This window comes from Psychrobacillus sp. FSL W7-1493, assembly GCF_038004905.1.
In the GTDB taxonomy this organism is placed as follows: Bacteria; Bacillota; Bacilli; order Bacillales_A; family Planococcaceae; genus Psychrobacillus.
Map to the genome: position 1 here is coordinate 429,001 of NZ_JBBOSB010000001.1, position 26,154 is coordinate 455,154.

Consider the following 26,154-nt stretch of genomic DNA (forward strand, 5'->3'; position numbering starts at 1 on the left):
GGAGGGGTGATATATAATGCCAGCACAGTTTCTACTTAATTTATTCATAGCATTTTTGTGGACCTTACTAATGGACACAGAGGAGTTACAATTACAAACCTTTGTAAGCGGATTTTTCGTTGGTATTGGAATTGTGTTCCTCATGCACCGATTTTTTGGAACACAGTTTTATCTGAAGCGTCTATTTTCAATTTTTAAATTGATCTTTATCTTTAACAGGGAATTGGCTACATCTAGTATTGTGATTAGTAAACAGATACTTAGTCCTAAGCTTAAGATTAAGCCAGGGATCTTTACGTATAAGACTAAGCTATCTAGTGAATGGGAGATTACGACGCTTGCACTATTACTTACTTTAACTCCGGGGTCGGTCGTAATGGAAGTAAATCCAGAAGGAGATACTTTTTATATTCATGCGATGGATATGGAAACCTCAAAAGCAGACGTTTTACGATCATTAAAGAAATTTGAAAAAGCAATTATGGAGGTGACCCGTTAAATGGTAGAGAAAATACTAGTATTATCACTTTCGTTATTTGCAGTTTCCATAGGAATAGCACTTTTTCGAATTATAAAGGGTCCTTCCATGCCAGATAGAGCCGTAGCTTTAGATATGATTGGGGTAAACTTGATATCTATAATTGCTATAGTATCGATTGTACTTAAGACAAAAGCCTTTCTAGAGGCAATTCTTATATTAGGAATATTAGCATTTATAAGTACGATTGCTATTTCTCGTTATATTGAGAGGGGTGTTATCATTGAGCGTAAGTCAGATAGTTGAGTTGCTTGCAGCACTGATAGTTCTTTTAGGAAGTATAATGAGTGTTATTAGTGCGATAGGAATTATTAGGCTTCCTGATGTTTACACCCGCTCACATGCTGCTACAAAAAGCTCTACAGTTGCAGTATTACTAACTCTTTCGGGAGCGTTTGTATATTTTTGGGTTCATGACGGCTTTGTGAGTATTAGATTAATATTAGGTATTTTATTTGTGTTTTTAACTGCTCCTGTTGCAGGGCATCTATTGACGAGGGCAGCATATAGAACAAATGTGGAATTGGCTGAAAATTCTTCTGATAATTCATTAACAGAAATTTTATTTGAAGAAGAAGATGAAAACGCTAAAAATAGTTAGCTAATGAAGTTATTTTATTGGCTAACTCTTTTTTGTTTAAATTAAACAATTATTCTATAACTTTTTATAATATATTGCATTCTGCATAAATACATAGTATTATCATGATTATTATTAACATTTAAGTGATGATGAAAGATCATTTAACACATTTTTTCATTACAATATGACAATATAGAAGAAATGAGTATTTCTTAAATCACAGGAGGCAATTCATTTGGACAATAAATTATCCTTTTCAAGTTATTTAGTTATTGGAATAATGTTATTTGCTCTATTTTTTGGAGCAGGTAATTTAATATTCCCGGCGAGCCTTGGACAAAATGCTGGGACAAGCTTATGGGTTGCTATAATAGGATTTTTAATAACTGGTATTGGACTCCCATTTTTAGGGACATTAGCAATGGGCTTCTCTGGAAGTAAAAATTTACAGGAACTGTCTAGTCGAGTACACCCTATTTTTGCTATTGTTTTTACATCTTTACTATATTTAACAATCGGTCCCTTTTTCGCATTGCCTAGAACTGGTGCTGTTTCATATGAAATTGGAATCATGCCCTTTGTAAATTCTGAATATACACAAATCGGATTGTTCGTGTTTACAGTTCTTTTCTTTGGTCTTACATTATGGCTTTCCTTGAATCCATCTAAGATTGTAGATAATGTGGGGAAATACCTTTCTCCAGGAATACTAATAGGGCTACTGATCTTATTGGTCTTTGTTATATTCAAGCCTATGGGAGATTTTAGTACACCGCAGGGAAGTTACGTTAATAATGCCTTTATGACAGGTTTTACAGAAGGGTATAATACAATGGATGCTTTGGCTTCCTTAGTCTTCGGGATTATTGTCATTAATGCAGTTCGCGCAATGGGTGTCACCTCTAAAAAAGGTATTTTAGTAGCTACGGCTAAGTCTGGTGCCATTGCAATTTTCTTCTTAGGAATAATTTATGCTGGTATTGGATATCTTGGAGCTACGTCTGTTGATTTGTTTGGGATAATGGATACTGGAGGTCCTGTTTTAAGTGCAGCTTCCGAGCATTATTTTGGTTCCTTTGGAGCTATTCTATTAGCCATTGTAATCATCTTAGCTTGTTTAACAACGAGCATTGGCTTAACCACTGCTTGTGCTGAGTATTTCCATACATTGTTACCTGCTGTAAGTTATAAAGTATTTGTAATCGTTTTCAGTGTATTTACATGTGTTATCGCTAACTTTGGCTTAGCGAATATTATTACATACTCTGTACCAGTACTAATGCTTTTATATCCGTTGGCTATAGTTTTAATATTGCTAGCTTTTTTATCACCATTGTTCTATCATTCAAGGCTAGTATACGTAGTGGTTATGTTCTTTACTTTCCTAATCAGTATTGTAGATGGATTGAAAGCGCTATGTGAGTCTTTAGAAATAGAGTATTTTGGATGGTTACAATCAATTCTAAACTTGTATGACAATATATTACCATTTTACGGTGTAGGACTTGGCTGGGTCATTCCTTTCATTGTCATCACTGTTATAACATCTCTTATTGCTAGGGTAATTAGATAATATTAAATTTGAGAAGCCGGGACATAACAAGTCCATAAATTAAAAGACGTGAAATCAGCAATTTGATTTCACGTCTTTATTTTTTTGTCTATGTTAAAGGTTAGGATTGATTTAGGATGCTTTCTAAATCGGATAGTAGTATTGATTTCCGCGCCAGCCGGACGCTTTCCGTGGGGTGAGCGTTAAGCCATCACCCGTCGCTTACGCGCGCGGTTGTGATGTCTTAACTGTCTCACTCATCCCACAGGAGTCGCCGTCTGGTGCTCCAATCAATAAATGGAGTAGGGCTGTATTTCAATAAACTCTATTTATAAATTACTCGCATATATAATACCGGAAAACTGACTCCAACCACACGCTATAATCTAATTATGTTCTAACTAGCCATTTAAAATTGTACAGTCAGTATAAAAACGCAATGTCTATCCAAAATCAACCAATAACTTTAACAAAGCTATTTTTTTAAGGTAACTAAAATTCTTCTATCGTATAAATCCAGTTAGCGCGCATTACTTCTGTAAGCCTAGAAACGTCCTTATCTTTAAACAACTGAATTAACTCTTGGTGTTGTTCAATAGATTGCTCTCTTAAATTAATTTTTTCGTAATAATAAAGTCTTCTTACATGAGCTTGGAGCATTTCTACCATAGAGAATATGTATGGATTATTCGCACGATCCACAATCAGCTGATGAAATTCTTCATCAATTCTTAGTGCTTTTGTAAATTCTTTAGCTTGCAGGGCAGCTGCGAATTCTTTATTTTTTTCTTCGAGCATATTTAAAATTTCTTCGTCCATATTAGGAGTTGCAAGTTCAGCTGCTAGCGCTTGTAATGCTGCTAAAGGAGGGAGTAAATTATAAATGTCCTCCGGTTCCACAGGAGTTACCTGTGTTGCTCTTCCTGGTTGCATGGATACAAAGCCCTGGGATTCCAGTAGCTGAAGTGATTCTCTTATTGGTGTACGACTAACACCTAAAGCTTGTGCTAGCTCTATATCGTTTAGCTTCTCATCGGGTTGAAGAGTACCATCGATAATCCATTGTTGTAGCTGATTGAACGCATGTAGCTTAGCGGTAGTACGTACTGGTTTGGTATGGTCAATTGGTATAGGCATAAAACAACCTCCTTCAAAAAGTATTAGTTGTTTCATATTATACACTATATTATGCAATATATCGCAGGTTTTATTGAAAAATTTTCCTTATTCTACTAAAATTTTTAACGTAATATTTTTCACGTCTATGACTGAATCCTCTGCAATAATATCCTGTAGCATGACTTCCTTAAAATAGGTAACACTTTCTTTAAGTGGTAGGTGTAAAATCTTTCTTAATGCAGTCTCATACATCTTGATAAATTCCGGATCTGTATTGCCGTGCTGTAGCTCTGTAAAGGCTTCATAAACCTGATCCATTTTATCTGCCAATTCCAGTAGACGACCTTCAATAGTTTCATCCTTACCCTCTTTCATTCGATCAAAAAATACGGGTTGGAATTCTTCAGGTATTTCATTCAGTATAAATTTTTCCATCATTTTCTCTTCAACATGCGAAAGCATTTGCTTTAATTCAGGAGAAGCATGTTTAACTGGTGTCTTAATATCACCGATAAAAATTTCTGCAAAGTCGTGGTTAATAGTCTTCTCATACAATGATTTCCAGTTTATTTTTGCTCCATGGTTTTCCTCTATAGTTCCAAAGAACATAGCGTATTGTGCGACCTTCCAAGAATGAGCTGCTACATTATGCTCTTCGTATTTGAATCTTCCTGGTGCTCGTATAATTCTTTCTAATTCGTTCATGCTCATAAAAAAACGATGAATTCCCATTTACAATCACTCCTTCTCTATATATTACTTAAATATCCGTATTTTATGTAATAGAAACTCTAGCAACCCTATTTAGTTTTATTTTCCCTACATTCGGGTAATCCTAATACTAACCTAAGGAGGAATTAACATGGCCAAATATGAAAAATTAAAAGAACAATTACTTAACCGATTCAAAGAATTAGAGGAAAGTTTAAATAGCGATGAGGAATTTGAAACAACGGAGTTATCGAACTACGATAATCATCCTGCAGACAATGCAACGGATTTAACTGATCAGCATACGAGACTAGCTATACGAAAGCATAATGAAGAGGAAATAGAAGATATTAAGGCTGCGCTTCAGGCTATGGATGAGGGAACTTACGGAAAATGTATGGTATGTAACAAGCAAATCCCTATAGAACGGTTAGAAGCTAAGCCAACAGCATTAACCTGTATTGAGGATGCCCAACAGGAGATAGAGGACTTCCGTCCAGTCGAAGAAGATATATTAAAGCCTGATACAGACCGTCCAGTAGAACAGGAAGAAAAAGAACTTAGAGACTACAGTAATAGCTTCGACGATGTAGAGTCCTATGGCTCATCAGATACTCCGCAAGATAAATAAACTAATGAAAAGATGCCATTTCCAAATTGTATTGGGCATCTTTTTTTCTGTTTTTACTCGCTCTATTATCTCCGTCAAAAGTCTTAAGGGAATTTAACCCCTGTCATTTAACAGTCCAAATTCTTTCTGATACACTAGAAGCAAGGGGGGAATATTAAATGGCAGCTATCGTTATGTTTGATGGAGAATGTAATTTTTGTGATTCCAGTGTTCAATTTATAATAAAACGAGACACTCGTGGTTATTTTAAGTTTGCTGCACTTCAAAGTGATGCGGGAGTGGAATTGAAGGATAAATATGGTATTTCTAATCACATCGATAGTTTCATCTTGATAGAAGATGAAAGAGTCTATAAATTTTCCGATGGGGCTTTAAGAGTGTGTAAAAATTTAAAAGGTTTATGGAAGTATCTTTATATTTTCAGATTCGTTCCTAAACCCATTAGAAATAGTGTTTACAAATTCATCGCAAAAAATCGTTATCGTTGGTTTGGTAAAAAGGAGAGCTGTATGATACCCTCTCCAGAAGTACGAAGCCGTTTCTTATAAAGTAAATAATAGATTAATGAGGTGATTGTTCAACATGAAACATGAAGTGTATGACGTAACAATTATAGGGGGAGGTCCAACTGGATTGTTTGCATCCTTTTATGCGGGGCTCCGTGATTTAAAGGTGAAAATAATTGATAGCCTTCCAGAGCTAGGTGGACAGCTAATGGAGCTTTACCCAGATAAATATATATATGATATTGGTGGCCTGCCCAAAATATTGGCAAAGGATTTAGTGGCAAATTTAGTTGAACAGGCTTCCTATAGTGATCCGACCATATGTTTAGAGGAAACCGCAAACGAGCTAGAAAAACACGATGAATATTTTATATTGAAAACTGACAAAGGTTTTCACTATTCTAAAACTATCCTTCTCACATCTGGTGTAGGTTCATTTCAGCCACGTAAATTAACTGTGCCGGGAGCTAAGGAATATGAGGGTAAAAATTTATATTATAAAGTAAAAGACTTAAATGACTTTCAAAATTCTAATGTATTAGTACTGGGCGGTGGAGATTCTGCACTAGACTGGTCGTTAATGTTAGAGAATATTGCTTCAAAAGTAACTATCTGCCATCGCCGTGAGCAATTCACGGCACATGAAAAATCCGTACAACAGCTTCAAGGTTCAAAAGTACATGTTAAAACTTCCTACGCGGTCAATGAACTAATTGGCGATGGAGATCGTATTAAAGAAGTGATTGTAGTCAGCAAGGATAAGGTAGAGGAAAGAATCCCGGTAGACCATGTACTAGTTAACTATGGCAACGTAGCATCTCTCGGACCACTGAAAAGCTGGGGACTGGAGATGGAGAAAAATTCGGTAATAGTGAATGAAAAGATGGAAACAAGCGTAGAAGGAATATATGCAGCAGGTGACGTTTGTACACATGCTGGTAAAGTAAAGCTTATAGCGGTAGGCTTTGGGGAAGTCCCTAATGCAATTAGCCATATTAAGGCATCATTAGATCCGAAGGCAAGAGTGCAGCCAAAGCACAGTACGAGTATTTTTGAAGAAACAAAATAAAAAATCCCATGCCTCGTTTAGGAGGCATGAGATTTCTTACTTATAGAATACTTTATCGATATTATATTTAGCTTTTAAGGTATTAATTGCATATGTTTCATATATTTCACGATCCATAGGCTCTTCTATAATACAAACGCTAATTTTGTATACTTCGTCGCGATGTTTAATCATCGGGGAAACATTATCTTCAAAATGTTTTTTTATGCGCTGACGAATTTTACGGGCTTTTCCTACGAATAACAGCTCATCATTTTTGTTATAAAACATAAAGATGCCGCCTTTATCACGAGGGATTTGGTGGAAGTCGATAAATCCAAAGATAGATGGGATTTCAACTTCTCCTTCTTTAAGTGCTTGCGTGCGTTGTGTAATAGTAACGGTTGGTTTTGGTAATTCAATTTTAATCATTTCTCTCACGTCCTCTTATTGTCTGTCCTTTAGTTTATCACATTTTAGCAGTAATATCTATTCGCAAGAGACGGGATTAAATTTGAAGTAAGATAAAGTGAATATGAGCGATAGGAACAAGTATAGTAATATAAGGATAATAAGGTAGAGCCCGGCTAGAATAGAAGGAGAGTTGTTTCTCCTGAACAGACTAAGAATATATTCGCCGTAGATAGTGCGGGTGTGTTAGGAGGATATAAAATTGGGAAGCATACCTGATTGGTTTTTTGCTGTGGCAATTGCGGTTGTCATTTGTTTTATAATAGTAGCAGAGTGGTGGACACGAAGAGGGTAGAATTTATGCTATAATAATAAACTAAAGATAAGAAAAGAAAGAGGAATCATATGCTAACATTTGAAGAGAAAGAAGCAATTATTCAAGAGTTTCCCGAACTAACACGTAAAGAAGTATCGATGAAACGAGTTAACTACCATTATGAAGAAAGCTTATATGATAAAACAACTGTAATCTACCATCTACATCCTAATGGCAATGGCTTTGTGTATGTTGGAGATCTTCCGCAATATGAAGCAAAAGAAAAAGGATTAGTTAATATTAGAGAAGTATCAGCGGATGAGCTACGCCAAATGATTAAAGATTCTATTGCCTATTTAGCGACTGAGGAAGAGGAATTGATCGATGAAGAAGTAGAGGAGGAATGGACAAACAAAGAAAGCTCTAAGCTAACTCTTTTACAAGAGGATACTCTTTGGAATGTCTACCATGGCTATAACCTAGAGGAGAGCTTTGGCACCTACAATGAAGCAAAAGCATATCTTTTAGAAGAAGGCTTCCGTCTTACTGCAAAAAGATAAGGAGGTTTTTGTATGAAAGGTAAAACAACGGTAGTAATTATTATTGGGATTTTACTCATCGCTATTGGAACGACCTTTTACTTCATCATGAACTTCTTTGAGAATAATCCTACTCAAGCACAGCCAATTGGCTATATCACTGGGATTATTATAGACACGAAGGACAGTGGTATTCTTGTTATAGAAGATTTAAGTGAAGATGAAGCGCGCACTTTATCGGTAGAAGAAGCACTAGAAGCTGGGAAAAGTGCTACTTGGTTTAATATTTCGATGGCTCAGCGCAATGAGTTAGAATTGTATGATGTAGTCAAAGTCGGATATGAATCCCTAAAGGAATCTCATCCAGCATCAGGTGAAGCTAAAACGATTGAAAAAGTAGAAGAATAATCTAAAGTTCTCCATAGTGCTAATTGCTATGGGGAATTTTTTTAATTAAGTAAGCTATGTTAAAGATAAGTTGATTTAAAATGCACATAAAAAAATGAGCTAGGCTATGTTCTCCAAGCTTATTTTATTTTAATGTCCTTTTTTACTAAAGCACCCGTTCGTATTATAAGGTTAGCCAGATATTTCTGGTTGACCTTTTTTTATATCGATATATGATTGCGGTAGCCGGGGTAGAACGTAAGCACCCGTGGGGCTAATGATCCCGTCAACTAAACAGTTCGCCCCCTACTTGTAGAAACATGATTGAGGCTGGTTGGGACTCTGATCTCGTATAACAAGCGAAGCTATGATACTACATGGAGGAATAGGGGTTACCGGTTAATTGTATGACAAGGAGGAATAATCATGCACTTCACCTATAAAGTAATGTGAAAAGTTCTTTTCTTCGTGTGAAAAAACTGCATCTGGAGCAATGCTTCCAAGCAAAAATGATGTTTTATCTTCCATCGATAAACCCTCCGCAATTTTTCCCCCAATAATCGAGTGCATTATTCTTGAACCCAAAATACTCTCCCCTTAATAAATCATCTATATTAGTTCAATAAACATATTTAAAACCCTTTTGCTTTCCAAATTATTCTTCAACTAACCTGCCCTGGTAGTTGAAGTGTAACATTTCACATACAATACCACCTCACGAAAAATCAACCCTTACCTATAACATAGTCATTAAGTAAGTGAAACTACTAAATAAATCTTATTTATTTTCACATACCAGATTGTACAAGCAAATTTCATACTGAAATCATAGTTTATTAATGTAAGGTTAAGCTTTACAAATCTAAAAGGAGGTATTGAATATGAGTTATTATTTTAGTGAGAGAAGTAGCAAGGGTAATGAGTGTAAGGAATGCAAAAAGAAAAAAGAACATTCCGATAAATGTAATGGTTGTGCTTGTGATCAATTAAGAAGATTACAAACTCAAACTGAAGTTGATGTATTTTTATCAGGTGGTCAGGTATTAGAAGATATTGTTTTTATTAACCTAGACCAGAATAATTGCTGTGCGTTCTTTAATGATCCAACAACAGAAACTGGATCAACACTTATCATAGACTGCCAATTTATTCAAGCTATTCGAATAGAAGCAGACTGAGTTATAAAGGGTCTCTTTCTTTATGGAAGAGGCCTTTTACCTTTTACTTGGCTAAAATTCTTTAAGTATCTTCCTTAGGTTTTGCGACAAAAGCTCCAGTTGTATCCACCGCTACATCTACCAGTTCGGCACTCCAATGTCTGCTAATTTCCATTCTCATCAATATATATCTGCTATCTTTGCATGACGAAGAACGAAATCAGCTATTATTTTTCCTTGAGAGGCTAGAATTCTTTCTTTTAATTGTTTTTGGTGAATGTTCACAAAGTTGTGCTCCTTTTTTGAATATTTAACTAATTTTGGTAGTGTTTAGATTATAAGGGAAGTTATAATTAAAATATAACTAAAAACAGGGGGGATGGATTTGATTTATCGAAAAACACAGACTGCCAATATAGCATTTGCTTTTCTATTACTTGTAGTTCTTTCTAATTTTCTATTGTATCGTCCACAAGTGCAGGATTTCTTTTCACTTCAGCTTAATAGCGGAGTTGCTATTGGGTCTCTTATAGATTTAGCAATCGTTGCTCCTTTACTAGTTTATGCAAACTTTAAGATTTCCCTCAAACAAGTAATTGGTCTTATGGTTGGTGGGCTAGTTATTGCTAGATTTTTTATACCCTCTGAATTGTTTTCACCATTCAAAGGAATTCTATATCTCGGAATCGCTTTTGAAGCACTATTAATTGTGGCAGAGCTAAGTTTAATCATTCTAGTCATTTATAAAATTCCCCAAATTAGGGCTCAGATGACTGAGATGAAGACTTCAGCACTGTTTAGCTTCATCCCTTCTATTCAGCAGATAGTCACAAAAAATATTCTTATTCGTATCATTGCATCTGAAGTTTTAATGTTTTATTATGCAATTTTTACGTGGAAAAAGAAGGCTCCTAGTCATCCAAATATAGTTACTTTACACAAAAATACAAGCTACATCGCTTTTAATGTAATGATAATACATGCAATTATTATAGAGACAATTGGACTTCATTGGTGGCTACATGACAAATCGATTCTCCTGTCATTAGTGTTATTGGTCTTTAATATTTATAGTGTTTTCTATTTCTTAGCTGATATTCAAGTAACTCGACTACACCCTGCTGAGGTAAAAGATGGTAAATTATATGTGACACAAGGACTTAGTGCTCGAATAGTTGTGCCGCTACATCTGATCAAGAATGTAGAATGGGGTGCGGCTGCTCCGGATAAGCATACACTTCAATTCATGTATCGTGATTTTGAACCATTAGAACCTCAGGCCTTAATCCACTTGCATGAACCTATAGAGGCGACAATGTTCATGGGGAAGGAGAAAGTAGTTACGCACTTTGCCATCCGAGTAGATGAACCACAAAGGCTAAGGGAAATATTAGAAACAACGTAAAGCGCATTGTTTGACTAGAAAATATATGTTGGCTATAATTATCTCAAATTCGAGATAAAAGAGGAGCTTTTAATTATGAAGCATTTATTTTTTCAAGGGGAGGATTCTTCGAGACCGACCTTATTGTTATTGCATGGTACAGGTGGTAATGAGCATGATTTAGTTGGACTAGGAAAAGAGATAGACAGCTCAGCTAATATTCTGAGTGTGCGAGGGAATGTGCTAGAAAATGGAATGCCACGCTTCTTTAAACGTCTTGCGGAAGGGGTTTTTGATCTGGAGGACTTGCAGGCTCGTACAGAAGAATTGAAGAACTTTTTAGATGAAGCTGCTCAAAACTATAAGTTTGACCGTAAGCAGATAGTAGCAATTGGTTATTCTAATGGAGCCAATATTGCAGGGAACCTTTTATTTGAATATAAGGATGTCTTAAAAGGTGCGATTCTCCATCATCCGATGGTGCCGAGGCGTGGGGTAGAGCTACCAGTCATGTCAGGTACTCCTGTGTTTATTGGGGCAGGAAAGAATGACTTTATGTGTCCGGCGGTAGAATCTGAAGAACTACGGGATTTATTGCAAAATGCAGGGGCAGTTGTGGAGATGCATTGGCACGATTACGGCCATCAGCTAACGCAAGGCGAAGTACAAGCTGCAAAGGAATGGTATAAAGCAAATTTCTAGAGGAACTGACCTGTGAACTAACTATTTTATAAAAAACAAAGAGGCTGGGACATAACTAGTCTCTCAATAAAAAACGTGAAACCGGAAAATGGACTGCTCCCTGTCAAGTAGACAGTGGAAATAATAAAAATTGAACTAAGCGGCTTGAGCTCTGAATTCTAGAGGGCTCAGGCCGTTTAGTCGTTTTTGATAACGTTGATGATTGTAAAAGTAAATATACACATCAACTGCTTTTCTTAATTCCTCAAACGACTGGAATTCCCGCAAATAATACATTTCTGACTTCAGTGTACCCCAAAAATTCTCGATTGGAGCGTTGTCCAAACAACGGCCAACTCGAGACATACTGTGCGTCATTTTAGCGCCATCTACGATGCGTTTAAATCCCTTCGAAGTATATTGAAAGCCACGATCACTATGAATCATCGGGAAGGCGCCAGCTGGCAATTGTTCTATCACTGGAATAATCGTGTCAAAAACTAAACGATTATTATTGGACTTACCTAGTTTATAACCAACAATTGACCCATCGTGTAAATCAATAATTGCACTTAAATATGCTTTTCTTCCGACACCATATTTGAATTCGGTAATATCTGTACACCATTTTTCATTTGGCTTAGAAGCCTTAAAATTGCGATTTAACAGATTTTCTGCAACGTGCTGTGGTGTAGATTTCTTATATCCTTTTCGTTTTCGACGAATGACAGATTGTATTAGATACATACGCATTAAACGGTAAATTCGTTTTTCATTGTACGTAGGTGAGCCTGCCACTTTACGATAACGATTGATCGTCAGCGTCATACGACGGTATCCATAGATTCCATCAACCTGGTCGTATAGTAGGCGAATCCCCTCTAATAAAGCTTCGTTTTCTTGTTCGCGCTTTGATGAGGTGCGCGCGCACCATTTATAATAGGCAGCACGTGAAATTTTAGCGATTTTACATAAGACGATAACCGGAATATGTTCCTCTGTATGTAGTTCTTGAATCGCTAGATAACACTGTTGTAAGCGAATTTGACTGATTAACGCCTCCTCTCGATTTCCTCTAACTTTTTTAAGAATAAGTTTTCTGCACGCAAGCGTTCCATTTCACGTTCCATTTGTTGCATGCGTAATTTTAATTTCTCTTCTTCTGTTAATTCTTCCATTGATTTCGTGCGCCCACGACCGTCTTTTAATGCCATTACGCCTGCTGTTTCTAATTTCTTCACCCAGCTATACACTTGTTGATACGAAACACCATATTTTTCTGCAGTTGCTTGATAATTTCGTTGATTGTTAAAGCAATATTGTGCAATTTCAATGCGTTCCTCTACCGTTGTTGATCTACCTTTAGTCATAGTTTTACTCATTCCTTTTCTTGAGTCTTTTAATTCGCTATGACTAGTATACTTGCGAATCCAACCATACAAAACAGAATCACTACTCACTTGATATTTTGCGAGTATTTCATTAATGGTTAATCCATAACGGGTGTAATCTTGTACCGCAGCTTCCTTCAGTTCTTTTGAGTAAGGTTTCCAAGTGTGTGAATCCTTCAACCCCTCTAATCCTTCCGCTTTATATTTCGCTTGCCAACGGTAAAGTGTAGTATAGGTTAATTCATGCATTCTACAAATTTCTTCTAATGTATATTCTCCATCCTCTAACAGTTGGAGAACGGTTAATTTTTGTTCAACTGTATGCTTACTCCGCGCCATAAAAAAATACCCCCCAACAGGTAAACAGATTTTTGTTTTTCATCTGTCTACCTATTGGGGAGCATATCAAAACTCGATTTCACGTTTTTACTTTATTATAAGGCCGATCCGTTTCCTGTATGAAAAACTTTCTACTTTAGTTGTTTGAAGAGGAAGCCGTGCCCCCGGAAAGCGTCCGCTGTAACGGAAAACAACTACTGATAATTCGAATATATGGCCCCTTGTAAAATTTTCGAGGCTGTTAATTTGGAGTAGAGTTTTGTCCCAGTCTCTTTGTTGTGTTTAAGTTTTGACTTTCAATTTTAGTGAAAGTTCTTGGCTTTGTATGGTCCCTTTCTAAAAGGTAGCCACCAGTTCCATTTACCAAAAAGTTTCATCAAGCTTGGAACTAATAGTAAGCGGATAATCGAAGCATCTATAGCCACCGCTATAGCTATTCCGATACCGATTTGTTTGACTGGCATAACCTCTGTGAAGGCAAAGGCGCCAGTGATTACAATCATAATTAATGCAGCCGAGGTAATTATTTTACTAGTGGATGTTAATCCATCTACAGTTGCTTTCGTATTATTATGATGTTTCAAATACTCCTCTTGAATACGGGAGATGAGGAATACCTCATAGTCCATACTTAGCCCAAAGACTAAACTGAAAACAATGACTGGAATTATTAAGGCAATGGTCGTTTCCTCTAAACCAAAATGGCCGTACTGAAATATATAAACAAGTATGCCAAACGTGGAGGCTAAACCAATTACATTCATAATAATTGCCTTTAAAGGTATAAGCACGGAACGGAAGGCGATGGTTAAAATGATAAAGGTAGAGCCCAATATTATTCCTAGCAAAATCCCGACCTTATCAAAAATTTCATCAAATATTTCTTGATTAAACTTAGGTTGACCACCTACTAAAATATCTGTGCCAACGTCTTTATCTGCCCATTCTCTTGCCCAATCCTGTGCTTCATCAGATGAGCCATTAAGTCCTAATGTAACAGGAATCATTAATTTGTCACCTTGGACAAAGGTATCCATTAGTGAGGTGAGTTGACCGGATACCTCTGGAATCATCATGATGCTTTGCTCCCATTGTTCGACGGTAGATATTTCACTAGCCGAAAAGACAGTATCTACTGATTTAACATCAGGATCCTTCAAAAGCTGCTCTTCTAAATTTTTCATAGTGTTTAGTCCATCTGTATTTTCCCAGCCACCTGGTCGATCAGCCACCACGTAAATCGTAGACTGGTCCCCCATATTAAACTCATCCTCCATCACTTCATAAGCTTGACGGGAATCATAGTCCTTAGGTAGAGATTCTACTGATGGGATGGTTAATGTCATTTCTTTTACCGGGATTATACCTATCCCTAGCAACACTAAAGCTACAATGATTAAGGTAACAGGTCGCTTCATCACAAAGGAGGCAAAGTTTCTCCACTTGGTAGAGGCACCAGGCTTCACACGCAAGATAGTCCATTTATTAATACGGTCACCTAATACCATTAGTAAGGCTGGTAATAGGGTAATGGAGCCCAATACTGCCATAGCGACGACAAGCATACCGCCAAGAGCAATATTTTGAAAGATCTCTACTTCTAATACAAACATTGCTCCAAGCCCAATAAATACACAAAGTGCAGAGAAAACAATAGAGCGGCCAGCTGTTTTTATAGAGATTTGGACAGCCTCTACAACGGACTTTTCAGCAAGCTCTTCTTTATAACGATTAATTAGTAATAAAGCAAAATCAATACTTAACGCAAGGCCTAGCATTGGAACTATATTGAGGACGAAAATAGATAAATCCATGGCTTCGCCAAAGAATGTCATGACTCCAAGTGCTGAAACTACTGTGACAATACCCACAGCAATTGGTACCAAAGCGGCAACTACACTTCCAAATGCAAGGAGCAGAACGACCAATGCTATTGGAAGACCGATTGCTTCTGCACTAGCCAAGTCCTTTTGGCTAGCTGAATTAATATCTTTATTGATGGCGGCAGCCCCTGTTAAAGTGACCCCCTTTTCGTTTCCGATAGATTGCCGAATGTCATCAACTACCTCTGACATGTTCTCGGTGTCCGTATTAAAGTGCAACATTGCGTATGATACATGTTCCTTATAGAGAGTAGAATCCTCCAAGGGTGATTGGATGTCTTTCACTATTTTTAAGTTTTCTATATCATTTAATGTATCTTGGATTGTTTGATCGGATGTTTTATCGAATACGACGAAGAGTGTCTCAGCTGGTAAATCAAAGGTTTCAGTCAGCTCATCCATTACTTGCTGGTGTTCTCCGTTCATTTTAAAACCGTCACCCTCCAATAAAGATGGAAGCCGTAATGCAAAAAAAGCAAGAGCCACAAACAGGATGATCCAAACTCCCAAAGTGACTTTATAATGGCGTGTCACTAGGTTAGCTAAAAATTTCATATATTTCCTCCTTAGATAAAGCCAAGTAGTAATATAGCTCTTATGTTAAATCTACCAGTTTCAGTGGTAGAGTTTCCTTTTTATTGTAATGGAAAGCAAGTTTAACTGCTAATATAATGCTATGATAAAAGAAAATTTTTGAAGGAGGAATATAAGTGAAAATTACGTCTCCAAAGCTCAATGAGAACCCAGAACAAATCAATTTAAAGGAGGCTTTACAAGAGGATTATTATATTTCCAACGCCACTGTTTGTTCGCTTGAAAGTATTGAGGAATCAGAAGGAAAGATAATCTTTGATCAAGTACTTTTCAAACAAGCTTCCTTTGTGGATTTACATTTATACCAAGTGGAATTTATAGATTGTATTTTTGAAAAATGTGATCTTTCTAATGTAGTAATGGAACAGGCAGTATTTCATCGAGTGGAATTCATAGCGTGTAAGCTCTTTGGAGCAAATTTTGCGGATGCGAGGCTAACTGATGTAAGAGTTTGTGAAAACCATGCGAACTACCTGAATCTAAGCTTTTCTAAGTTGAAAAAGGTATCCTTTAATAACTGTACATTAAATCATGCAGACTTTATTGATTCCACCTTCCAGCATGTAGAATTCGAAGCATGTGAAATAGATGAGGCTAACTTTACGGATACATCTTTAGATGGAATTGACTTGAGTAGCACTACATATGAAAACCTATTAGTATCCCTAGAGGATTTAAAGGGCTGCACAGTTTCCACGGAACAAGCTATAGGATTTGCCAAATCATTAGGAGTGATTATAAAAGAGTAAAAGAAAAAACCTCGTATTCAATTACGAGGTTTTAATTATTTAAAAGAGTAAATTTAAGACTTGGAAGATGATAGCTGCTACTACGGCAGATATCGGTAAAGTAATAATCCAAGTTAATACAATTTTTTTAGCGACTCCCCATTTTACCCCTTTCACACGCTGAGCTGCTCCAACCCCCATAATAGCGGATGAAATAACGTGTGTTGTAGAAACTGGTAAATGAATAGTTGTAGCACCAAAAATAATCATAGCAGACGATAAGTCAGCTGCTGCCCCATTAATAGGGCGGATCTTCATGATCTTACCACCAACAGTTTTAATGATTTTATAGCCACCGATAGATGTACCAAGACCCATCGCAGTTGCTGCTGCAATACGAACCCAAAGCTGGATGTCGTCTGTAGCTTGCCATTGTGCTGCAATAAGGGCCATCGTTATAATCCCCATTGCTTTTTGGGCATCATTTGTACCGTGGGTAAACGATTGAAGTGCTGCGGTTCCTATTTGGAAGATACGGAATCTTTTGTTTGTCCCATACAGGCTGCCTCGTTTAAAAATCACCTTAAATAGTGACATCATTAAAAATCCAACTGCTAAAGCAAGAAATGGTGATACGACTAAAGCTATCAAGATATTAGTGAACCCATCATAATTTAAAACTCCAAACCCTGCAGCAGAGATAGCTGCCCCTGCAATAGAACCAATCAGAGTATGGGATGAACTTGATGGAATTCCATAATACCAGGTAACCAAATTCCAAATTATTGCGGAGAGTAAAGCTGCTAATATAATTAATGATCCGTTTTGAAGTGTAAATGGATCAACTATATCCTTCGTAATTGTTTTAGCAACCCCTGTAAATGTTAAAGCCCCTACAAAGTTCATAATGGCTGCCATGTAAACGGCAACTTTTGGTTTTAAAGCTCTTGTCGAAACCGAGGTGGCAATTGCATTTGCAGTATCATGGAAACCATTGATAAAGTCGAAGGCAAGAGCAAAAAATACAACTAAGATAGTTAATATAAAAATAGTATCCATAACTAAAGCTCCTACGCGTTACGCATTATAATTGTTTCAAGCGTATTTGCTACGTTTTGACAATAATCTGCGATATCTTCTAATTGCTCGTAAATATCCTTAAATTGAATAATACGGATCGGATCTTTTTCGTTTAAGAAAAGCTGCTTAATGGAAGTACGAAGTACCTCGTCACATTTACGCTCATAATCCTTGATTAGAATGGAATGCTCATGCATCTTAAGCAATTTCTTTTGAGCTAATAGCTCCATCGCTTTAACAATCTCATCCGTGCTTTTTACAATATAACCCAGGAAAGTGCGCATGGATTCATCAATTTCCACTAATGTGAACATTTCAAGATGTGCTGTGAAATTGTCGATGCCATCTAGAATGTCATCCATTCGGATAGCAAGCTCTAGAATATCCTCGCGTTCAATTGGTGTCATAAATGATTTGTTTAACATAACAATCAACTCATGAATTAGTGTATCCCCAGCTGTTTCGTAATTCTTAAGGTGTAAGCTAATTTCTTTTAAATCTGAAGCATTATTAATACGGAAGTCATCTGCATAATGAGTGGCTTCACGCACATTTTCAGCTATCTTCAAAAGGGATAGGAAAAAAGGATCTGGTTTTTTTGAGCTAATCATAAAAGCCTCCTAGACTTTAAGTGTTGTAGTTAGTATGAATTTTCCTCAAATAGCATACCAAAAAACATACAAAATCAACACACTTTTTACTTTAAAATCGATAAATTTACAATCCTGTAACAATTCAAGTGTATAAAAAAGATTAATAATTGACAAAAAAAGCTAATTTTTGGAGAGATAAAGAAATAAATACTAATTATTAAAAATATTGAAACCTTCTAATTTTAGATACGTATAACTATTAAGGACGTTATTAATTGGAAAAGTGGTGAGAAAAATAGAACAGATATTTTTGTATGGTTTAATTGTCATTGGCCTTCTTACTATTCTTTATGTGTTATTTGCGGATGCAATAGACGGCATGGATGCCGGAATCTTTAATCCGACCACAATTCTCTCCTTTCTATTATTCATTTGTGCAGCAGGTTTTATTCTCCTTAAAATTACTAATTGGAGTAATACGGTAATAGTCGCTGTGGCGATTGGAATTTCTATATTTTTAACTTTTTTGCTATATTTCTTTGTACTTTTGCCACTTTCCTCAGCCGAAGTTTCCACAGCTTATACAAACGAGTCATTACTAGGGCAGGTTGGAAAGGTTATTGTTCCTATACCCTCAAATGGGTATGGTGAAATCGTTATTGAGTCAGTAAACGGTCTAATCGCTAAAAGAGCTACAGGTTTAGACAACGAAGAGATCGATTACGAAAAACAGGTCTTAATAATTGAAGTGAAAGACGGCACGTTTTTAGTAAAAGAATATGTGCCTTTTATAAAATAAAAAGGGGGATTTTAAAATGGGAATTGAAATGTTAGTTGTAGTAGGGGTTGTTGTATTTATTCTTTTCATCATGCTGACTGTCTATATAACGAAATATAAAACAGTTGGTCCTGATGAAGCATTAATCGTCACAGGGAGCTACTTAGGCTCTAAAAATGTTCATACAGATGACTCGGGAAATCGCATAAAGATTATTAGAGGTGGAGGTACATTTGTATTTCCTGTATTCCAGCAAAGTGAGCCCCTTAGTCTACTATCAAGTAAACTAGAAGTAACAACACCTGAAGTATACACTGAGCAGGGGGTTCCGGTAATGGCAGATGGGACTGCCATTATAAAAATCGGTGGTTCAATTTCAGAAATTGCAACTGCAGCTGAGCAATTTTTAGGAAAGTCTAAACAGGACAGAGAAAATGAAGCGAAAGAAGTATTGGAAGGTCATCTTCGCTCAATTTTAGGATCAATGACAGTTGAAGAAATATATAAAAACAGAGATAAGTTCTCGCAAGAGGTACAGCGTGTTGCCTCGCAGGATTTAGCAAAAATGGGATTAATCATAGTTTCCTTTACTATTAAAGATGTTCGGGATAAAAATGGGTATCTAGATTCATTAGGTAAGCCGAGAATTGCACAAGTTAAGCGTGACGCAGATATAGCAACAGCAGAAGCAGAAAAGGAAACACGCATCAAACGTGCGGAGGCTTCCAAGGAGGCTCAAAAAGCTGAAATTGAACGTGCAACTGAAATTGCAGAAGCTGAGAAGGACAATCAATTAAAGGTTGCGGAATACAGACGAGAGCAAGATATTGCTAAAGCACGTGCCGACCAAGCGTATGAGCTAGAAACTGCTCGATCTAAACAGGAAGTAACTGAGCAAGAGATGCAAATTCAAATTATTGAACGTCAAAAGCAAATTGAGCTAGAAGAGAAAGAGATTTTACGTCGCGAAAAGCAATATGATTCAGAGGTAAAGAAAAAGGCAGATGCAGACCGATATGCTATTGAACAAAATGCTGCAGCTTCCAAGTCTCGTGAAATGGCAGAGGCAGATGCAGAAAAATATCGTATTGAGGCAAAAGCAAAAGCAGATGCAGAAAAAGTACGTTTAGATGGTTTAGCAAAAGCTGACTCGCAACGTGCACAAGGGGAATCAGAAGCAGATATAATTCGACTGAAAGGTCTTGCTGAAGCAGAAGCAAAACGAAAAATTGCAGAAGCATTTGATCTTTACGGTCAGGCAGCTGTATTAGACATGGTCGTTGGGATGTTACCGGAATACGCAAAACAAATTGCTAGCCCGCTTTCAAATATCGATAAAATCACTGTAGTAGATACTGGTGGAGGAGAGGGCGGAGGTGCCAATAAGGTTACCTCATACGCTACAAATCTAATGTCTACCCTTCAAGAAACTTTAAAGGCTTCTTCAGGAATCGATATGAAGGATATGTTAGAAAACTATGCTGGGAAGGGTAATATACGTCCAAGCATCGAGCAACTGACCCAAGAAGTAAAGAAAGCAAACGAAGAAACAAAGGTACGTGAAGTACAAGAGGTATAAAAATGTATATTTTAAACAGACTTTCGATATTTGAAAGTCTGTTTTTTTAATATTCCCTTTAGTATTAACTAACTGTATAATTAAGGTTAGATTGTCGAATGTTGTAGAATTGTGGAGGAACAATGATACTTACAAAAGAACAAATTCATGATATTGAAGAAAAGCATAGTCTACCAAGGGTAGTTACGGATAAAACAATCACAACCTATATCGGAAGCTCGAATAATATTTCCTATGCCCTTTATACACTTATACCTGAAAGCACGTCTTGGATTTATTCGAATCCCTGTAACGAAAAAAATTACGTTGAAAAATATTCTATTCTATCAGGCAGATTAAAAATATTGTACTCGGATAAACAGAAAATACTTGGACCGGGTGATGTAATAGAGACAGAGCTGTATAATACTTTAATCACTTGTAATGCAGTGGAAAAAGTACAGATTTTAATAGAAATGACAAAAACACATTTTAACCAAAACTTCATGGAGAGAGGAATTATTCATCGCGATGCTCTCCGTATTCAAGAAGTGGATGGTTATACTTATCATCATTGCGCACGGATAAGAGATTATTCGATTGAACTTTGGAAAAGAATGAACTTAAAAAGTAAAGGAGTTCGAAGGTTAAGTATAGGCTCCTATTTTCATGATATTGGTAAGCTCGCCATTCCTATAGAGATTCTAAATAAACCTGGAAAACTAACAGAAGATGAATGGAAAGTAGTTAAGATGCATACTACTTTAGGGGCTGAAATGATGAAAAATCATGAAATTTCTTGTATTCGGGAAGCTGCTTTTATTGTCGAACAGCATCATGAAAGGTATGATGGAAAAGGGTATCCTTTTGGACTGATGGGGGAAGAAATTTCCTTAGAAGCTTCTATCGTCTCTGTTGTAGATGCATTTGATGCAATGACCACTAATCGGGTTTACCGTGGGGCAATGACCTTTGAAGACGCTATCCTCGAAATAAAGAGAGGTAGAGGAACTCAATTTAATCCAAAGGTGCTAGATGAATTTCTCGAAATGTTGCAAGAAAAAAATAATCAGTGGTAAATGAAAAAGGAGAGAAAAAAATGTCTTATCGTATTGAACGTGATTCTATGGGAGAAATTAAAGTTCCACAAGATAGTCTTTGGGGAGCTCAAACACAAAGATCTAAAGAAAACTTTAAAATTGGTACAGAAAAAATGCCAATTGGCGTAGTACATGGATTAGCTCTATTAAAGAAATCAGCGGCAATCGTTAGTCATTCTCTTGGTAATCTATCAAAAGTAAAAAAAGATGCTATTGCAGCTGCAGCGGATGAAATACTAGCAGGAAAGCTAGACCATCATTTTCCATTAGTAGTTTGGCAAACTGGTAGTGGTACGCAGTCTAATATGAATGTTAACGAAGTCATTGCCAATAGAGGTAATCAGCTATTAGAGGAAAAAGGTAGTGAAGAGAGACTTCACCCAAATGATGATGTAAACAAATCCCAAAGCTCTAACGATACTTTCCCCACTGCACTTCATATTGCTGGAGTACTCGCAGTCGAAAAAGAGTTATTGCCTGCAATTGACGTTTTAAAAGAGACGTTGGGTAAAAAATCTGAACAGTTTATGGAAATCATTAAAATTGGACGTACGCATTTACAAGATGCAACGCCACTGTCTCTTGGCCAAGAATTCAGTGGATGGCATAGAATGCTTGAAAAGTCTTCTAAAATGATTACTACAGCTGTGGAAGATATGAAAGAGCTTGCAGTTGGAGGTACAGCTGTAGGTACCGGATTGAATGCTCCAAAAGGCTTTGGTGATTTAGTAGCAGCAGAAATTTCTAAAGAGCTAGGAATTGAATTTACTTCAGCTAAAAATAAATTCCATGCTTTGACAAGCTATGATGACGTTGTTTATGTACATGGTGCTGTGAAGGCACTTGCAGCTGATTTAATGAAGATTGCTAATGACGTACGTTTACTTGCAAGTGGTCCTCGTTCTGGTATTGGAGAGATCTCTATTCCGGAAAATGAACCAGGAAGCTCTATTATGCCTGGTAAAGTAAATCCTACTCAAAGTGAAGCTATGACGATGGTAGTAGCGCAAGTTATGGGGAATGATACTTCAATCAGTTTTGCAGCAAGTCAAGGGAACTATCAATTAAATGTCTTCAAGCCTGTAATTATTCATAACTTCTTACAATCCGTTCGCTTATTAAGTGATGCCATTATTAGCTTCAATAATAACTGTGCAGTAGGGATTGAACCAAACTTAGAAACAATTAAACATCATGTTAATAATTCTCTAATGCTTGTAACTGCTTTGAATCCATACATTGGCTATGAGAATGCTGCAAAAATTGCTAAGCATGCACACAAAAATGGTACAACTCTAAAAGAAGCAGCTATCGAATTAGAGCTGCTAACTGCTGACAAGTTTGATGAAATTGTTAGACCAGAAAAAATGATATAAAAGAGGTATATATGAAAAAAATTCTGTTTTTATTATTTTGTTTAATGTTGGTGCTTGCTGCCTGTGGTCAAAAAGAAGAAAGTCACAAGGCTGCAGAAGAAGTGGATCATCAGGAGCAGGATCACGACCATACGACTCATTTAGCTAATGGGGATATTCAAGAAACTACTTCTTCAACTGATGTGCTTCCTAAGTTTCTAGAAAAACAGCCTGAAAATATGCAGCTGATTTATCAAGCTGCAGCAAAAGCTAATGATGTACTCAAGTGGATGCCTTGTTACTGTGGTTGCGGTGATAGTGCAGGCCATAAAAGCAACTTCAACTGTTTTGTACAGGAAATTAAAGAAAATGGTGAAGTCGTATGGGATGACCACGGTACTCGCTGTGCAGCGTGCTTAGAAACTGCCGTTGCCTCTATTAACATGATTCAAGAAGGTAAGTCACTTATAGAAATTCGCCAGGCCATAGACGAGGCTTATCAAGAAGGCTACTCAAAACCAACTGACACACCAATGCCCTCTTAAAATATAACTGTTCCTTCTCACTATAAGTGAGAGGGAACATTTTTTTGCACCAATTTCATGAAGTTAGTTGTCTTTCTTAAGAATTTCTTCATTTTTATCCTTCCTGAATGTTAAGAAATGTTACCTATAATGAATAGAAGGTAATAAGGAAGGGGTATTGCATGATACATGTAAAGAATGTCAATCATACATTTTTAATTGGAAAGAAAGGAAAAGAGAAGAAGGTGCCTGTACTAAAAAATCTCTCCTTTGACGTACAACAGGGAGAAATTGTGGCCGTAGTTGGGAAAAGTGGTTCGGGTAAGTCTACTTTATTGAACACGCTTGCAGGCTTTATGAGTCCAGAACAAGGGTCTATTCTTATAAATGGTCAAGAGACTGTTAAGTTAAATGAAACCGAAAGAGCAGACTTTCGCTTAAATAATTTCGGCTTTATCTTTCAAAACTTTCAGCTGATGCCTGGTTTAACTGCTTTTGAAAATGTGGAGCTGCCATTAAAGCTGAAAGGGATATCTTCTAAAAAACGTAAAGTAACCGTCCTTCAAATTATGAAAAAGGTAGGTCTAGATTCTGTGTCAGATCATTATCCAAATGAATTGTCTGGTGGGCAGCAACAACGGGTTAGTATAGCTCGTGCATTAATCACGAGTCCCCCTATTTTATTGGCAGATGAGCCAACCGGTAGCCTAGACTCAGAGACAGAGCAGGACATTCTACTTCTCATTCAAGAACTCAATCAGACTATGGGGATTACGTTTGTTATTATCACTCATGATGAAGAGGTAGCTAGCATCGCACACCGCAAGTTAAAGATGCACGACGGAGAACTTAGGAAGGAGGATATGTCTCATGTTATTTAAGGATCAGCTAGAATTTGTATCCCAGCATATTAAGAAAAATAAACTACGAGTATTTATGACAGTGCTTGCTGCAACAATGGGTTGTGCATTTTTAATCGTTCTAGCTTCTATAGGGTTTGGTGTACAAGATATGATGCGTTCTGAAATATTAGAGGACCAAGCTATTACAGAGGTAGAAGTGTATGGTAACGACGGCGTAATCGATTATGAGAAAATAAAAAATATAGATTCGGTCGGAGCAGTTGTTCAACGTGCTAGCATAGACGTCGAAACTATTTTCAAATTAGAGGATAGAACAATTTTTGGAAACTCCAAGCTAACCAACTTTAAAGAAGAAACAAATTCAAACCTATCATTATCCGAGGGTAGAATGCCTAAAGATAGTAATGAAATTATTGTTGGTTATCACTTCGCAGAAAACTTGTGGACAGAACAAGAGTTTGCGACTTGGGAAGATGGAGCAGCAGAGGACGGAGAAATACCGAAAGGGTATGAAGAATCCATACTAGGTAAAGAGGTTACTCTAGCCATGAAGCCATATGGTCAAGAGGATACTTTTCCAGAACAATGGACGTTTACAATTGTAGGTGTTACTAAGCAACCAGCAAAAGACTGGATAGTCGATAAAATTGTCCTAATGGATGAGTCTTGGACGGAAACATTAATGGCATCCTATAAAGCGAATGTAGCAGAGGTACCGGAAGAGGTTCTATACACAGAAACGAAAGTTTTTACTGCTAGTCTAGAGGACGTCAAGGCTGCAACAGATGAAATTAAAGAGATGGGTTACAGTGTTTACTCTGTTTCCGAGCAATTGGAGCAGTTAGATGTATTTTTTATGGCATTTAAAATAGGACTTATATTTGTAGGTACGATTGCAGTTTTAATTTCATCTATAGGTATCTTTAATACAATGACAATGGCGGTTACAGAGAGAACAAGAGAAATCGGAGTGATGAAAGCAATTGGGGCTAGCCCAAAATTGATCCGTCGACTGTTTCTCATGGAAAGTGCATGGATCGGTATTATTGGAACTGTGCTTGCAGTAATTATTTCTTATGTAGTGAGTTATTTAGCTAATCTAGTCTTGCCAATTGTTGTAGGCATGGCATTAGAGGAGGAAAGTATTGCGGGTATGAATTTAACGTTTTCGTTAATTCCTTGGCAGCTTGTAGCTATTGCGTCTTGCATAAGTATTGGGGTAGCTATGATTTCTGGATGGAGACCAGCAAAGAAAGCAACTAAAATTGACGTTATACAGGCTTTGAGACAAGAATTATAAAAGCAAAAGAGGGAACGGGTACCTAAGTATCTGTTCCCTCTTTTTACAATTTCTTTTCCCCATGTGCCTGTCGGAGCAGAAACAGGCGACTGCGCTTTTCTTGATGTCTAGCTCCATCGCCTTGCCCCTCGGGTCAAATGGAAAAAAGCTGCGGTGGCTGGAGAGCTGCCTCCTCGCTTTTCCCCATTTGCCTGTCGGGGCAGAGCAGGCGACTGCGCTTTTCTTTTAAGAGGGGTCGATTGTGAAATAGGCGATGAATAGTATGAAGACTACCGCCATATTTAGTAAGTTATACTTCATCCTTGATATTGTCTGTTCAAATTTCCCTGACTTTTTTACAGCAGTAATGCCTACATAAATTATTAATATAGCGATGAGTATAGAGAAAATAGGATGCAGGGGATATACCCTTACATTTAAAAAATGAACAATTATCACTGCAATAGCCATTACTATGCCATATACCACTTTTTGATAAGTTGGATCTTTCATATGTTCTCTCCTT

27 protein-coding genes and 2 pseudogenes are annotated in these 26,154 nt (G+C 36.9%); 20 read left to right on the forward strand and 9 right to left on the reverse strand.

The window, feature by feature from the left end; translation table 11 throughout:
- The first annotated feature begins 16 nt into the window (after positions 1-16).
- The 4 genes from MKX96_RS02190 (at position 17) to brnQ (ending at position 2,694) form a co-directional block, all read left to right on the forward strand.
- The gene (locus MKX96_RS02190; RefSeq protein WP_340881649.1) at positions 17-499 is read left to right on the forward strand and encodes a Na+/H+ antiporter subunit E; all 483 of its coding nucleotides are present in this window, start codon (positions 17-19) and stop codon (positions 497-499) included.
- Positions 500-784, forward strand: a complete 285-nt coding sequence (locus tag MKX96_RS02195; RefSeq protein ID WP_169358455.1) for a Na(+)/H(+) antiporter subunit F1 — start codon at positions 500-502, stop codon at positions 782-784.
- Positions 762-1,139: a Na+/H+ antiporter subunit G gene (locus MKX96_RS02200; protein ID WP_340881652.1), complete on the forward strand. Its 378-nt coding sequence runs from the start codon at positions 762-764 to the stop codon at positions 1,137-1,139. The genes MKX96_RS02195 and MKX96_RS02200 overlap by 23 nt, the downstream gene beginning before the upstream one ends.
- Before the next feature lie 217 nt (positions 1,140-1,356).
- A complete protein-coding gene (gene brnQ, locus MKX96_RS02205) occupies positions 1,357-2,694 on the forward strand; it encodes a branched-chain amino acid transport system II carrier protein (RefSeq protein WP_340881654.1) in 1,338 nt (445 codons plus the stop codon).
- Positions 2,695-3,165: 471 nt separating this feature from the next.
- On the opposite strand, the gene MKX96_RS02210 is transcribed toward brnQ, so the two are convergent.
- Complete coding sequence (locus tag MKX96_RS02210) at positions 3,166-3,810, reverse strand: GntR family transcriptional regulator (RefSeq protein WP_340881656.1); 645 nt, start codon at positions 3,808-3,810, stop codon at positions 3,166-3,168.
- 87 nt (positions 3,811-3,897) lie between these two features.
- Positions 3,898-4,524, reverse strand: coding sequence for a YfbR-like 5'-deoxynucleotidase (locus MKX96_RS02215; RefSeq protein WP_340881658.1), 627 nt, complete (start codon positions 4,522-4,524; stop codon positions 3,898-3,900).
- A 130-nt stretch (positions 4,525-4,654) separates the two neighbouring features.
- Here MKX96_RS02215 and MKX96_RS02220 point away from each other — a divergent pair, with 130 nt between their 5' ends.
- The 3 genes from MKX96_RS02220 (at position 4,655) to MKX96_RS02230 (ending at position 6,709) form a co-directional block, all read left to right on the forward strand.
- Positions 4,655-5,134, forward strand: coding sequence for a TraR/DksA C4-type zinc finger protein (locus MKX96_RS02220; RefSeq protein WP_340881660.1), 480 nt, complete (start codon positions 4,655-4,657; stop codon positions 5,132-5,134).
- 158 nt (positions 5,135-5,292) lie between these two features.
- Positions 5,293-5,682 carry a thiol-disulfide oxidoreductase DCC family protein gene (locus tag MKX96_RS02225; protein ID WP_340881661.1) on the forward strand — a complete coding sequence of 130 codons (390 nt, stop codon included), beginning with the start codon at positions 5,293-5,295 and terminating at the stop codon, positions 5,680-5,682.
- A 34-nt stretch (positions 5,683-5,716) separates the two neighbouring features.
- The gene (locus MKX96_RS02230) at positions 5,717-6,709 is read left to right on the forward strand and encodes an NAD(P)/FAD-dependent oxidoreductase (protein WP_340881662.1); all 993 of its coding nucleotides are present in this window, start codon (positions 5,717-5,719) and stop codon (positions 6,707-6,709) included.
- Positions 6,710-6,745: 36 nt separating this feature from the next.
- On the opposite strand, the gene MKX96_RS02235 is transcribed toward MKX96_RS02230, so the two are convergent.
- On the reverse strand, positions 6,746-7,120 hold the full coding sequence (locus tag MKX96_RS02235; RefSeq protein ID WP_340881664.1) for a nucleotide excision repair endonuclease: 375 nt from the start codon (positions 7,118-7,120) through the stop codon (positions 6,746-6,748).
- A 384-nt stretch (positions 7,121-7,504) separates the two neighbouring features.
- Here MKX96_RS02235 and MKX96_RS02240 point away from each other — a divergent pair, with 384 nt between their 5' ends.
- Positions 7,505-7,975, forward strand: a complete 471-nt coding sequence (locus MKX96_RS02240; protein ID WP_169358464.1) for a hypothetical protein — start codon at positions 7,505-7,507, stop codon at positions 7,973-7,975.
- 12 nt (positions 7,976-7,987) lie between these two features.
- Positions 7,988-8,362 (forward strand): DUF3221 domain-containing protein, encoded by a 375-nt coding sequence (locus MKX96_RS02245; protein ID WP_340881667.1) that lies wholly within the window; start codon positions 7,988-7,990, stop codon positions 8,360-8,362.
- Between the two features lie 396 nt (positions 8,363-8,758).
- Here the strand turns inward: MKX96_RS02245 and MKX96_RS02250 are convergent.
- Positions 8,759-8,926: pseudogene (locus MKX96_RS02250) on the reverse strand (hydrolase); the annotation flags it as partial.
- Positions 8,927-9,312: 386 nt separating this feature from the next.
- Here MKX96_RS02250 and MKX96_RS02255 point away from each other — a divergent pair.
- The 3 genes and pseudogenes from MKX96_RS02255 to MKX96_RS02265 form a co-directional block, all read left to right on the forward strand.
- Positions 9,313-9,519 (forward strand): annotated as a pseudogene (locus MKX96_RS02255) (hydrolase); the annotation flags it as partial.
- Positions 9,520-9,883: 364 nt separating this feature from the next.
- Positions 9,884-10,903 (forward strand): beta-carotene 15,15'-monooxygenase, encoded by a 1,020-nt coding sequence (locus MKX96_RS02260; protein ID WP_340881670.1) that lies wholly within the window; start codon positions 9,884-9,886, stop codon positions 10,901-10,903.
- 72 nt (positions 10,904-10,975) lie between these two features.
- Positions 10,976-11,584, forward strand: a complete 609-nt coding sequence (locus MKX96_RS02265) for an alpha/beta hydrolase (protein ID WP_340885839.1) — start codon at positions 10,976-10,978, stop codon at positions 11,582-11,584.
- A gap of 135 nt (positions 11,585-11,719) precedes the next feature.
- On the opposite strand, the gene MKX96_RS02270 is transcribed toward MKX96_RS02265, so the two are convergent.
- Together MKX96_RS02270 and MKX96_RS02275 are read right to left on the reverse strand one after the other, a co-directional pair.
- A protein-coding gene (locus MKX96_RS02270; protein ID WP_340881672.1) for an IS3 family transposase occupies positions 11,720-13,293 on the reverse strand; the annotation gives its coding sequence in 2 pieces (ribosomal slippage) (positions 11,720-12,660 and positions 12,660-13,293; 1,575 coding nt in all).
- Positions 13,294-13,595: 302 nt separating this feature from the next.
- Positions 13,596-15,731 carry an MMPL family transporter gene (locus MKX96_RS02275; protein ID WP_340881674.1) on the reverse strand — a complete coding sequence of 712 codons (2,136 nt, stop codon included), beginning with the start codon at positions 15,729-15,731 and terminating at the stop codon, positions 13,596-13,598.
- Between the two features lie 155 nt (positions 15,732-15,886).
- On the opposite strand from MKX96_RS02275, the gene MKX96_RS02280 reads away from it, so the two are divergent.
- Positions 15,887-16,519, forward strand: a complete 633-nt coding sequence (locus MKX96_RS02280; RefSeq protein ID WP_340881675.1) for a pentapeptide repeat-containing protein — start codon at positions 15,887-15,889, stop codon at positions 16,517-16,519.
- A gap of 39 nt (positions 16,520-16,558) precedes the next feature.
- Here the strand turns inward: MKX96_RS02280 and MKX96_RS02285 are convergent, their stop codons facing one another.
- A complete protein-coding gene (locus tag MKX96_RS02285; protein WP_340881677.1) occupies positions 16,559-17,557 on the reverse strand; it encodes an inorganic phosphate transporter in 999 nt (332 codons plus the stop codon).
- 11 nt (positions 17,558-17,568) lie between these two features.
- Complete coding sequence (locus MKX96_RS02290) at positions 17,569-18,189, reverse strand: DUF47 domain-containing protein (RefSeq protein ID WP_340881678.1); 621 nt, start codon at positions 18,187-18,189, stop codon at positions 17,569-17,571.
- Positions 18,190-18,457: 268 nt separating this feature from the next.
- On the opposite strand from MKX96_RS02290, the gene MKX96_RS02295 reads away from it, so the two are divergent.
- The 7 genes from MKX96_RS02295 to MKX96_RS02325 all read left to right on the forward strand — a co-directional run bounded on the left by MKX96_RS02295 (position 18,458) and on the right by MKX96_RS02325 (position 25,649).
- Complete coding sequence (locus tag MKX96_RS02295) at positions 18,458-18,970, forward strand: hypothetical protein (protein ID WP_340881679.1); 513 nt, start codon at positions 18,458-18,460, stop codon at positions 18,968-18,970.
- 16 nt (positions 18,971-18,986) lie between these two features.
- Entirely contained in the window at positions 18,987-20,528 is a 1,542-nt protein-coding gene (locus tag MKX96_RS02300) for a flotillin family protein (protein ID WP_340881681.1), read from the forward strand.
- Between the two features lie 122 nt (positions 20,529-20,650).
- Complete coding sequence (locus MKX96_RS02305) at positions 20,651-21,586, forward strand: HD-GYP domain-containing protein (protein ID WP_340881683.1); 936 nt, start codon at positions 20,651-20,653, stop codon at positions 21,584-21,586.
- Positions 21,587-21,606: 20 nt separating this feature from the next.
- On the forward strand, positions 21,607-22,983 hold the full coding sequence (gene fumC / locus MKX96_RS02310) for a class II fumarate hydratase (RefSeq protein WP_340881685.1): 1,377 nt from the start codon (positions 21,607-21,609) through the stop codon (positions 22,981-22,983).
- An 11-nt stretch (positions 22,984-22,994) separates the two neighbouring features.
- The gene (locus MKX96_RS02315) at positions 22,995-23,507 is read left to right on the forward strand and encodes a PCYCGC motif-containing (lipo)protein (protein ID WP_340881687.1); all 513 of its coding nucleotides are present in this window, start codon (positions 22,995-22,997) and stop codon (positions 23,505-23,507) included.
- A 161-nt stretch (positions 23,508-23,668) separates the two neighbouring features.
- Entirely contained in the window at positions 23,669-24,367 is a 699-nt protein-coding gene (locus MKX96_RS02320; RefSeq protein ID WP_340881688.1) for an ABC transporter ATP-binding protein, read from the forward strand.
- Positions 24,357-25,649 (forward strand): ABC transporter permease, encoded by a 1,293-nt coding sequence (locus tag MKX96_RS02325; protein ID WP_340881690.1) that lies wholly within the window; start codon positions 24,357-24,359, stop codon positions 25,647-25,649. Before MKX96_RS02320 ends, MKX96_RS02325 begins: the two co-directional genes overlap by 11 nt.
- 225 nt (positions 25,650-25,874) lie before the next feature.
- Here the strand turns inward: MKX96_RS02325 and MKX96_RS02330 are convergent, their stop codons facing one another.
- Positions 25,875-26,141, reverse strand: a complete 267-nt coding sequence (locus MKX96_RS02330) for a hypothetical protein (protein WP_340881692.1) — start codon at positions 26,139-26,141, stop codon at positions 25,875-25,877.
- Between the last annotated feature and the right edge of the window lie 13 nt (positions 26,142-26,154).